We start from the raw sequence: 10,262 nt of genomic DNA, 5'->3' as shown, positions 1-10,262 counted from the left end.
CGCGTCGTCGTAGTGGCGGCTGATCGCCTTGAATGAGGCGACCGCCAGCGGGATGAGCGCCAGCACAATCCAGGCGCCGTGCAGGAATTTGGTGGCGATGATGACGAGGGCGACCACCGCGGTGGCGGACAGGCCGATCGCGTTGAGCGCCATCTTCCACCGCCATCCGCGTGTCTTGCGGACCATCCAGTGACGCACCATCCCCGCCTGCGACAACGAGAAGGAGATAAAGACGCCGACCGCATACAACGGGATGAGGGCATGGGTGGTGCCGCCGAAGGCGACGATCAGCGCGCCGGCCAGAATCGCCAGCGTGAGGATGCCATTGGTGAAGACCAGACGGTCGCCGCGGTTGGCCAGTTGGCGCGGCAGATAGCGGTCGCGCGCGAGGAAGAATCCGAGGCGCGGGAAATCGGCGAAGGCGGTGTTGCCGGCCAAAAGCAGGATCATCGCGGTGGCGGCCTGAAGGATGTAGTAGAGCGCGCCGGTGCCGAAGACCGCGCGTCCGATCTGCGATACAACCGTCTCGTGCGGATCAATGACGATGCCGAAATCGCGCGCCAGAAACGTAATCCCCAGGAACATCACCACCAGCAGCGCCGCCATCGCCACCAGCGTGCGTCCGGCGTTGCGCGACTCCGGCGGTTTGAACGCCGGGATGCCGTCGGAGATCGCCTCGATCCCGGTGAGCGCGGTGCAGCCGGAGGCGAAGGCGCGCAGGATGAGAAAGAGCGTGAGCGCCTGCGTTCCGCCCCCGTCGAGGTGGGCCGGCGGCGGCACGGCGCCGGTCGCCGCGACCTTGAGGAAGCCGGCGACGATGAGCGTCAGGGTGATGGCGATGAACGCGTACGTGGGAATGGCGAAGATCGTGCCCGACTCGCGCACGCCGCGCAAATTCGCCCAGGCGATCAGCGCGACCGCCGCCAGGCAGAGCTCGATGCGCAGCGGGATGAGCGCCGGCACTGCCGAGGTGATCGCCTCCATGCCGGCGGTCACGCTCACCGCCACCGTCAGCGTGTAGTCGATCAGCAACGACGAGGCCGCCACCAGCCCCGGCAGCTCGCCGAGGTTTTCGTGGGCGACGATGTAGGAACCGCCGCCGCGCGGATAGGCATGGATCGTCTGGAAGTAGGACATCGCCACCAGCACCAGCACCACGGCGATTGAGATGGCGATCGGCACCGAGAGCGCCAGCGCGGCGGTTCCCGCCAGCACCAGCACGCGCAGAATCTCCTCGGTCGCGTAGGCCACCGACGAGAGCGCATCCGACGAGAACACCGCCAGCCCCTTGACCTTCGAGAGGCGCTCTTGCGACTCGCGTGCGGTGGGGATCGGATTTCCCAGCAGGACACGGCGGAGAGTGGCAAACGGCATGGGGCGGACTCGGTGTTCAGCCTCTGGATTGATGTCAGGGGTCAGGCCCGGCGATGAGGCCGCCCACGGGCGACGGAAGCCGGGTGTGTGGGCGCGGAGAATAGTCAGTTTCGGCGGGAGCGTCAAGTCGAGTTAATGGCGATTAATCCGAGACGCACGGACCGCGAAGATCAGTCAGATTCCCTATCGGCTTGAACGACAACATCATCATCTTCGCCGCCGAACGTGATGAGCAACCGGTTGGGGTGGCAGCAGACCTGGCAGTCTTCGACGTATTCCTGACGTGTTCCCGCTGTCGGATCAACAGCAAGATCATTTTCCTCGCCGCAGTAGGCACAGAAGTAGGTGGTCTCCATCGCGGAGCGCAAATACCGTAGAATCAGTCCAGAATGTCAAAACCAAAGGGGCGCTGTCAATTCGATCCCCCCGGCCATTGGGTTGACTCCCGTCAATCCGTATAGTTTCAGTGGAGTTCGTCGCCGGTGACGGCCTCCAATGCGGGAGAGACAACATGGCAGTCGATGCCAAGCCGAGAGCAACAGGTCCCAAAGGGAAAGTGGTCATCAACATCGAGCGCTGCAAGGGGTGCGGATTCTGCGCCGAATACTGCCCGACCGGCGTGCTCGAAATGGGCACTGCGTTCAACCGCAAGGGGTACCACCCACCGGTGGCCGCGCATCCGGAGAAGTGCTCCGGCTGCGACCTTTGCGGCATGTACTGTCCCGACTTCGCCATTTATGGCGTCAAGTTGGTCAAGAAGTAGGATACAAGAATGAAAGCCAATCCACGCAGCGTGCTGGAAGGCATGCATTTTCTTGACGGAGACCATGCGGCGGCCGAAGGCGCGCTGGCCGCGGGCGCCGATTTCTCCGCCGGCTATCCGATCACGCCGTCGACCGAAGTGGTCGAACGGCTGGCGCAGCGCTTCCCGCGCACCGGCGGCACATTCATCCAAATGGAGGATGAACTGGCCGCATCGATCGCGATTCAGGGCGCGGTCTGGGGCGGCGCCAAGGCGATCACCGTGACCTCCGGTCCCGGCTTTTCGCTCATGATGGAGCATCTCGGTTACGGCATTATGACCGAGACGCCGTTTGTGCTGGTCGATGTCCAGCGCGGCGGACCTTCGACCGGGCTGCCGACTTTGCCGGCGCAGTCGGACATGATGCAGGCGCGCTGGGGCAGCCACGGCGACTACGAGATCATCGCGCTGGCCCCCTCCTCACCGCAGGAATGCTTCGATCTGACCATCCGCGCCTTCAATCTCTCGGAGAAATACCGCACGCCGGTGCTGTTGATGATGGATGAGTGCGTCGGGCATATGCTCGAGCGCGTGGTCATCCCGCCGGCCGATCAGATCGAACTCGAGCCACGGCGCATGACGAGCAAGAAGCCGGGCGAGGAATTCTGGGCGTATGAGTTGGACGAGTCCAGCAACGGTTCGCTGGTGCCACCGATGACCAAAGTCGGGTTGGGGCACTTCCCGCATGTGACCGGACTCACCCACGACGAGCGCGGCTATCCGGCGATGAACGCCGCCGCGCAGACCAAACTGGTCGAGCGGCTGATCGCCAAGATCCGCGACCACCGCGATGAGATCATCGAGTTGGAAGAGGATGGCGTCGAAGACGCCGACATCATCGTCGTCTCCTATGGCATCACCGCGCGCGTCTGCCATCCGGCGATCGCTCGGGCGCGGCGCGAGGGACGCAGGGTCGGTCTTCTGCGTCTGATCACCGTCTGGCCCTTCGCCGGCAAGCGCATCGCCGAACTGGCGGCGCGGGTGAAGGGGTTTGTCGTGCCGGAAATGAACATGGGGCAGATGGTGCGTGAGGTGGAGCGGGCGGTGGCGGGCCGGGCGCCGGTCCGGCTGGTGCCCAACGCCGGCGGCGAAGTCCACGATCCCGAAGTCATCTACCGCGCGATCATCGAGGTGGCGAAATGAGCGATCTGCCGGAAATGGAATCCGTGCTGGCCGGGTTGGAGTCGCCCGTCGCTTGCGCGGTCGAAGACGATCCGCACCCGATCGGCGAATGGCTGCGTGAAGAACGCATGCCGCACATCTGGTGCCCCGGCTGCGGCATCGGCACCACGGTCAACTGCTTCACCCGCGCGGTCGATGACCTGGCGATCCCGAAGGAGGAGATCGCGATCGTTTCGGGAATCGGCTGCACCGGACGGGTGGCGGGCTATCTGCGGCTGGACACCTTCCACACCACCCACGGCCGCGCGATTCCCTTCGCCACCGGACTGAAACTGGCGCACCCGAGAACCAAAGTGGTGGTCTACTCCGGCGACGGCGACCTGTTTGCCATTGGCGGCAACCACTTCATTCACGCGGCGCGTCGGAATGTCGATCTGACGGTCCTCTGCGTCAACAATTTCAACTACGGCATGACCGGCGGCCAGATGGCGCCGACCACACCGGAAGAGGGCATCGTCTCCACCGCGCCCTATGGATCGGTCGAAAAGCCGTTCAATCTGCCCTATCTGGCGCAGTCGTGCGGCGCGGTCTTTGTGGCGCGCTGGACTGTCTACCATGTCAAGCAACTGGCCAACGCGATCAAAACGGCGCTGACCAAGCCGGGCTTCACCTTTGTTGAGATGATCGCCCCCTGTCCCACGTTGTTCGGGCGGCGCAACAAACAGGGCGATGGTCTGGCGATGCTGGAGGCCTACCGCGAACGCAGCGTGATCAAAAACGGCGCCGACACGCGCGAGGTCGATCTGCACATGGAGGGACCGATCGTGTGCGGCAACTTCGTCAACATTGAGCGGCCGTCGTATCTGACGACGCAAGTGGATCGGATGGAGAAAGTCCTGGGCGAGCGGTACGTGATGCCCGATACCTGGCGCGGGGTGGTGCGATGAACCGGGCGGAAATCAAGATTGCGGGCTTCGGCGGGCAGGGCGTGATTCTCGCCGGCATCATCCTCGGCAAGGCGGCATCGATCTACGACCGCTTCCATGCCACGCTGATCCAGTCGTTCGGGCCCGAGGCGCGCGGCTCGGCCTGCGCCGCGCAGGTGATGATCGACGTCGATGAGATCGCCTATCCCTACATCAAGCATCCCACGATCCTGGTGGCGTTCAACCAGGATGCCTACAATCTGTTTGCGCATCAATTGGCGCCAAACTCAATCCTGATCTACGAGCAGGACATTGTCCGTCTGGGCCATCTGCATCCCCCGACCGCGAAGACCTATGGCATTCCCGCCACCCGCATCGCCGAGGAGATCGGCCGCAAGCTGGTGCAGAACATCGTGATGGTTGGCGCCTTCGCCGGCATTGTTGACCTGATGTCCTTCGACGCGGTCGAGAAGGCCGTGCGCGACTCGATCCCCCGCGGCACCGAGGAACTCAATATGAAGGCGCTTCAGCGCGGCTACACTTTCGCGCGGGAGCTGGTCGACGCCGTACCCGTTCGCTGATTCCGAAGTCACTCGTTTTGTCGACAAGGGGCTTAGGCCCCTTGTTTGTGTTGGGTGAGCTGGGTCCGGTCCTGGGACCCGTCGAACGATGCGATAGTCACGACAGGGCTGCCCTCCCGTGTGATGCCGTCCCCGATCGCGGGGCCAAGAGCGCCCCGCTATCGGGGACGGCAGGTCAGACAGGAATGTCCGACCTCCTGAAATACTTCGTTCGTCCGCGTTGGCCTCCCGAGGAACGACGCCGCCACAGCAATGCTATTGCATTACAATAGGTTATGCGAAATCGTGCCACGCCCGCAGTTTTTCTGCAACAGCACTGACTTTTCGTCGTATTATGAAATCTAAGTGATATCACTTCGATACCACACAAGGCTGTGGGCAAAGGAGGCGGAATGTATCGCGAGAATCATCGCAAGGTCATGTCGGGTTGGCTGCCCCTGGTGGTCGGGCTGGCCGTCATGGCTTACTGCATCTATCTGATCATTACCGGTCCGGTGTCGCTGAAGATCACCGGGGCGGTGGTCGCCCTGTTGGACTTCATCTTCCTGACCGGTCTGTTCATGGTCAATCCCAATGAGGGCCGGGTAATGCAGTTGTTCGGCAAGTATGTCGGCACCGCCAAAGAGGAGGGGCTGCGCTGGGCGAATCCGTTCTACACCAAAAGGCGGATCAGTCTGCGCGTGCGCAACTTCGAGACCGCGCGGATGAAGGTCAACGACACCGACGGCAATCCGGTTGAGATCGCCGCGATTGTGGTCTGGAAGGTGGTCGACACCGCCGAGGCGAGTTTCCATGTCGACAACTACGAGCGCTTTGTCGAGGTGCAAAGCGAGTCGGCGGTGCGTAACATGGCGACCAATTACCCCTACGACTCGCACGAGGACGGGGTGGTCTCGCTGCGCGGCAACACCGCGCAGATCTCCGAGCATCTGAAAAAGGAGATCCAGGACCGACTGGCGCAGGCGGGGGTCGAAGTGATCGAGGCGCGCATCAGCCACCTGGCCTATGCCCCCGAGATTGCCGAAGTGATGCTGCGCCGTCAGCAGGCGGGCGCGATCGTCGCGGCGCGCCAGAAGATCGTCGAAGGCGCGGTCGGCATGGTCGAGATGGCGCTCAAGCGTCTGTCGGAGCATGCGATCGTCAATCTCGACGAGGAACGCAAGGCGCAGATGGTCTCGAACATGCTGGTGGTGCTCTGCGGCGACCGCGGCGCGCAGCCGGTGGTCAACGCCGGGTCGATTTATCAATAGCGGCAAATGGACACGGGCCTTCGGGCCCGTGTCCACTTGTGTGCGGTGTCCCATGAAACCGGACTGTCACTTGGAGCAGCACGGTCATTCCGAGCGCAGCGAGGAATCTGCTTTTGCCCGCAGCCACCGAAAAGCAGATCCCTCGCTGCGCTCGGGATGACAGATGCTCGAGGCGAATTGAGTGAGCGAACGCAAACCATTCCTTCTGCGCATCGACCCCCAGGTTCTGGAGGCGGTGCAGCGCTGGGCCAACGATGATCTGCGCAGTCTCAATGCGCAGATCGAGTTTCTGCTGCGCCGGGCGTTGAAGGAGGCGAAGCGGGCGAAGCTCAAGCCGGATGACTCAAGTCGAGAGACAACCTGATCTGCAGGTTCTTGTGGAAGGCGACGCTTCCGCCGAACATGCGTTTGGCCGGCGGCGTTTGAAAAAAGCGGGCTCGGCGCCTTCGGACCTCGCCCTCCCCCAAACGTCAAACCTTCATTCGCTTGACCAGCTCCCCGATCAACGCCGACAGCTTCGGTTCGGCGCGGCCGGCGACGCCGACGATGATCTCATGGTTCATCGGGTGCAGGTTGTCGGGCAGGCCCATGTCGGTAATGATGGAGAAGCCGGAGACACGGGTTCCCTGCTGGCGCGCCGCGATCACCTCCGGCACCGTGGACATGCCGACCACGTCGGCGCCCATGATGCGCAGCATGCGGTACTCGGCGGCGGTCTCGAGGTTTGGGCCGGCGACGCCGACGTAGACGCCCTTCTTCAGCGGGATTTTCAGGTCCAGCGCGCATTCCTCGGCCAGCGCGATCAGTTCGGGATCGTAGCATTGATACATGTCGGGGAACCGCGCGCCGAAATCATCGAGGTTGGGGCCGATGAGCGGATTGCCGCCGAGCATGTTGATGTGGTCGGTGATCGCCATGATGTCGCCGGCGGTGAACAGGGGGTTCATCCCGCCGCAGGCGTTGGAAACGATCAGCACCTTCACGCCCAGCAGCTTCATCACCCGCACCGGCAGCGTGATCTGCTGAAAGGTGTAGCCCTCGTAGTAGTGGAAGCGTCCCTGCATCGCGACCACCGACTTGCCACCCAGCTGCCCGAACAGCAGCTGGCCGGCGTGCGACTCGACGGTTGAATGCGGGAAGTGGGTGATCCTCTTGTAGTCGACCTCGGTTTCGACGTGGATGCCCTTGCCCAGCTGGCCCAACCCGGTGCCAAGGATGATGCCCACCGACGGCGTCGCCTTGGTGAACTGGCGGATGGCGGCGGTGGCTTCGTTGATCTGCGTGCGGTAGTCGGTCATGGAGTCTCCAATCCTGGGCGAATAGTGTAGCAATTGCAGGGGCGTATTGCAATACGCCCCTACGCGCGCTCCCCAAAAATCGCGCGGCCGATCCGCAGCATATTCGACCCTTCGGCCAGCGCGATTGTCCAGTCGTCGGTCATCCCCATTGAGCAGTAGCGCATTTGCCCGCCGCGCAGATCGGCCGCGCGCAGACGATCGAAGATGCCGCGCAGATCGCGGAAAGCCGCCGCGATTTCCTCTTCGTCATCGGTGAGCGGTCCGATGGTCATCACGCCCAGCAGGCGGAGACTTTCGAGCGCGGCCACATCGCCGACCAATTCATCGACATCCCACGGATCGCATCCCGATTTCTGCTCTTCGCCGGACGTGTTGACCTGGATCAGGACATCCTGCCGCTTGCCGAAGGCGGCGGCGCGGCGGTTAAGTTCATCGGCCAGATGCCAGCTATCGACCGATTGGATGAGATCGAAGAGCGCGACGGCGTCCTTGGCCTTGTTGGATTGCAGATGGCCAATCATGTGCCAGGTCGGTTTTGGCGCGAGGGCGATGGCCGGAATCTTTTCTTTGGCTTCCTGCACCTTGTTTTCGCCGAAGTTCGTGAAGCCCGCGGCGAAGGCGGCGGCAATCGCCTCGGCCGTGAATGTCTTGGAGACGGCGACGATGGTGATGTCGTTGGGGTTGAGTCCCAGACGGGCGCATTCGCTCTCGAAGTCGTCGCGAAAGCGGCGGGCGTTGTCGGCGATGGCAGACGCGGAGGTCACGGCGCCAGTATACGCGCACGGCTGGAGCAAAAAAAGATTCCAAACCCCGCCCAAGAGCGGCGGGGTTTGGAATGACGATCGCAGGATGACAGCGGCGGTGGAACGGCGATCGGACGATGTCTGCGGCGGGGCTTGGAATGACGATCCGCGGACCCGCTTCAAGATGCTATTCGACGCGGCCGCCGAGGTACTTGTTCAGGAACTTCTCGGACTTGCCGTAGAAGTCCAGCCGGTTCTCCGGACGGGCGAACCCGTGGCCCTCGTCGGGATAGACGACATACTCGACATACTGCTCGTTGGCCTTGAGCGCCGCCACGATCTGCTCCGACTCGGCCTGCTTGACCCGCGGATCATTGGCGCCCTGGCCGATCAGCAACGGGATGCGGATTTTGTCGGCGGAAAACAGCGGCGACTGCGCCGCCAGACGCGCCGAATCAACCGCCGGATCGCCCACGCGGTAGTGGAATAACTTCACCAACGGCTCCCAGTAGGGCGGGATCGAGGCGATCAAGGTCATGATGTTTGACGGTCCAACGATATCGACGCCGCAGGCATAGAGGTCGGGCGTGAAGGCCGCGCCGGCGAGGGTGGCGTAGCCGCCATACGAGCCGCCATAGATGGCCACCTTGGCCGGATCGGCATACCCCTGCTTCACCGCCCACTGCACCGCCTCGGTGAGGTCATTCTGCATTTTGCCGCCCCACTCGTTGTTGCCGGCGTTGACGAAGGCCTTGCCGAAGCCGGTCGAGCCGCGGAAGTTGACCTGCAGGACCGCCCAGCCGCGGTTGGCCATCCACTGCACTTCGGGATTGAAGCCCCACTCGTCGCGCGCCCACGGCCCGCCGTGCACATTCAGCACCAGCGGCAGGTTCTTCGGCTCGACGCCGGCCGGGAGCGTGAGATAGCAAGGAAGCGTGAGGCCGTCGGAGGTCTTGATTTCGACGAACTTCATCGGCGCAAACTGGTAGTTCTCCAATGCCGGCTGAATCGAGAACATGAACTCGGCCTTGCGGGTGTCGCGCTTGTAGGTGTAGTACTTGGTCGGCGCGATGTCGGACTCGTAGGCGATGAGCCAGGTGTTGTCGGCGCGGTCGCGGGCGACCAGCGAGAATTCGCCGTCGCCGAGCGCTTCCAGCGCCTGGATGTCGGCTTCGATCTCCTTGTCGATCACCTGCCAGCGGCTGCGGTCGTAGTTGAAGGAGACCGCCTGCACATGGTACTTGGTCGGGTGGGCGATGATGCCGCCCAGATCGACGCGCGGGTCCTCGGCGATCACCTGTTCGGCACCGGTGGCGATGTCGACGATCTTCAGCCGGGTCACGTTCGACTCACGCGAGTCGCCGACATAGAGCGCCTTGTTGTCGGGGGTGAAGCCATACGGCTGGCCATCTTCCTCGGGGCCCCAGGTGATCAGGGTGCGGAAGGGCTCGGTGTCGCTGTCGCGGACCAGCAGGTCGAAGCCGCCGTCGGGCCGCGCCGCCTGGGCCGCGCGCGCCTTGAATTCGTTGTCGGGGAGCCAGCCGACGATGTTGCCGGGGTTCTCGCCGATTAAGACCGCGTCGCCGGTGGCGATGTTGACGCGGTAGAGATCCATCAGACGCGGGTCGCGCTTGTTCATCTGCACGAGAATCTCATTGGGGAACTTCGGGTCGGTGGCGGCCGGCTGGGCCTGGACGCCCGGATAGGGCGTGAGGTCCTTGATGGCGCCGGAGGCCAGATCGACCGAGTAGATGTGCCAGTTTTCGTCGCCGCCGCTGTCCTGCAGGAACATGATGTGCTGATTGTCCTCGGCCCACATGTGCATGCGGATGCCGCGCAGGGAGTCGGCGGTCACGACCCGGTCGTCGTTTTGGCCGATTGTCTTGACCCAGACATTGAGGACGCCGTTGTGCGGCGCCAGGTACGACATACGGGTGGCATCCGGGGAGATGCGCGCCTGCGCCCGTTCGGGGTTGCCGAACAGCAGATCCTTCGGGATGAGCGGTGGAAGCGCGGCCATGGCGTTAGCGGTCACTCCCAATGTGAGGGCCACGGCCCACACGCCCGTCCAACGCCGGCCGAGGCAGAATTGTCTCATGAACTCCTCCTTGATGGTTGGCTGACTCTGACATGCGAACTCTCCATTTAACGCAGTCGGCGCCGAAA

Annotated in this window: 11 protein-coding genes; 6 read left to right on the top strand and 5 right to left on the bottom strand. The window is 63.2% G+C overall.

All coding sequences use genetic code 11. The features are described from left to right. On the bottom strand, positions 1-1,374 hold a 1,374-nt coding region (locus VNN55_09640), incomplete at its 3' end, for an APC family permease (GenBank protein ID HWO57816.1). Positions 1,375-1,544: 170 nt separating this feature from the next. Further along, positions 1,545-1,730, bottom strand: a complete 186-nt coding sequence (locus VNN55_09635) for a CPXCG motif-containing cysteine-rich protein (protein ID HWO57815.1) — start codon at positions 1,728-1,730, stop codon at positions 1,545-1,547. A gap of 155 nt (positions 1,731-1,885) precedes the next feature. Between VNN55_09635 and VNN55_09630 the strand changes: the two genes are divergently transcribed. The 6 genes from VNN55_09630 (at position 1,886) to VNN55_09605 (ending at position 6,419) form a co-directional block, all read left to right on the top strand. Next, positions 1,886-2,137, top strand: coding sequence for a 4Fe-4S binding protein (locus VNN55_09630; protein ID HWO57814.1), 252 nt, complete (start codon positions 1,886-1,888; stop codon positions 2,135-2,137). Between the two features lie 9 nt (positions 2,138-2,146). Continuing rightward, positions 2,147-3,319, top strand: a complete 1,173-nt coding sequence (locus VNN55_09625) for a 2-oxoacid:acceptor oxidoreductase subunit alpha (protein HWO57813.1) — start codon at positions 2,147-2,149, stop codon at positions 3,317-3,319. A 14-nt stretch (positions 3,320-3,333) separates the two neighbouring features. Then, entirely contained in the window at positions 3,334-4,245 is a 912-nt protein-coding gene (locus VNN55_09620; protein ID HWO57812.1) for a 2-oxoacid:ferredoxin oxidoreductase subunit beta, read from the top strand. Beyond that, positions 4,242-4,805, top strand: coding sequence for a 2-oxoacid:acceptor oxidoreductase family protein (locus VNN55_09615; protein ID HWO57811.1), 564 nt, complete (start codon positions 4,242-4,244; stop codon positions 4,803-4,805). The genes VNN55_09620 and VNN55_09615 overlap by 4 nt, the downstream gene beginning before the upstream one ends. A gap of 392 nt (positions 4,806-5,197) precedes the next feature. Continuing rightward, the gene (locus tag VNN55_09610; protein HWO57810.1) at positions 5,198-6,055 is read left to right on the top strand and encodes an SPFH domain-containing protein; all 858 of its coding nucleotides are present in this window, start codon (positions 5,198-5,200) and stop codon (positions 6,053-6,055) included. A 181-nt stretch (positions 6,056-6,236) separates the two neighbouring features. Beyond that, complete coding sequence (locus VNN55_09605; GenBank protein HWO57809.1) at positions 6,237-6,419, top strand: hypothetical protein; 183 nt, start codon at positions 6,237-6,239, stop codon at positions 6,417-6,419. Positions 6,420-6,525: 106 nt separating this feature from the next. Here VNN55_09605 and VNN55_09600 read toward each other — a convergent pair whose 3' ends face one another. The 3 genes from VNN55_09600 to VNN55_09590 all read right to left on the bottom strand — a co-directional run bounded on the left by VNN55_09600 (position 6,526) and on the right by VNN55_09590 (position 10,194). Next, positions 6,526-7,353, bottom strand: a complete 828-nt coding sequence (locus tag VNN55_09600) for a purine-nucleoside phosphorylase (protein HWO57808.1) — start codon at positions 7,351-7,353, stop codon at positions 6,526-6,528. 59 nt (positions 7,354-7,412) lie between these two features. Next, positions 7,413-8,117 carry a YggS family pyridoxal phosphate-dependent enzyme gene (locus VNN55_09595; GenBank protein HWO57807.1) on the bottom strand — a complete coding sequence of 235 codons (705 nt, stop codon included), beginning with the start codon at positions 8,115-8,117 and terminating at the stop codon, positions 7,413-7,415. A 166-nt stretch (positions 8,118-8,283) separates the two neighbouring features. Further along, on the bottom strand, positions 8,284-10,194 hold the full coding sequence (locus VNN55_09590; protein HWO57806.1) for a S9 family peptidase: 1,911 nt from the start codon (positions 10,192-10,194) through the stop codon (positions 8,284-8,286). Positions 10,195-10,262 lie beyond the last annotated feature (68 nt).

The sequence above is a fragment of the bacterium genome, from assembly GCA_035559435.1.
Lineage (GTDB): Bacteria > Zixibacteria > MSB-5A5 > WJJR01 > WJJR01 > JACQFV01.
Note: the sequence above shows the minus strand (reverse complement) of the source record. Positions and strands in the feature narration are given on the sequence as shown.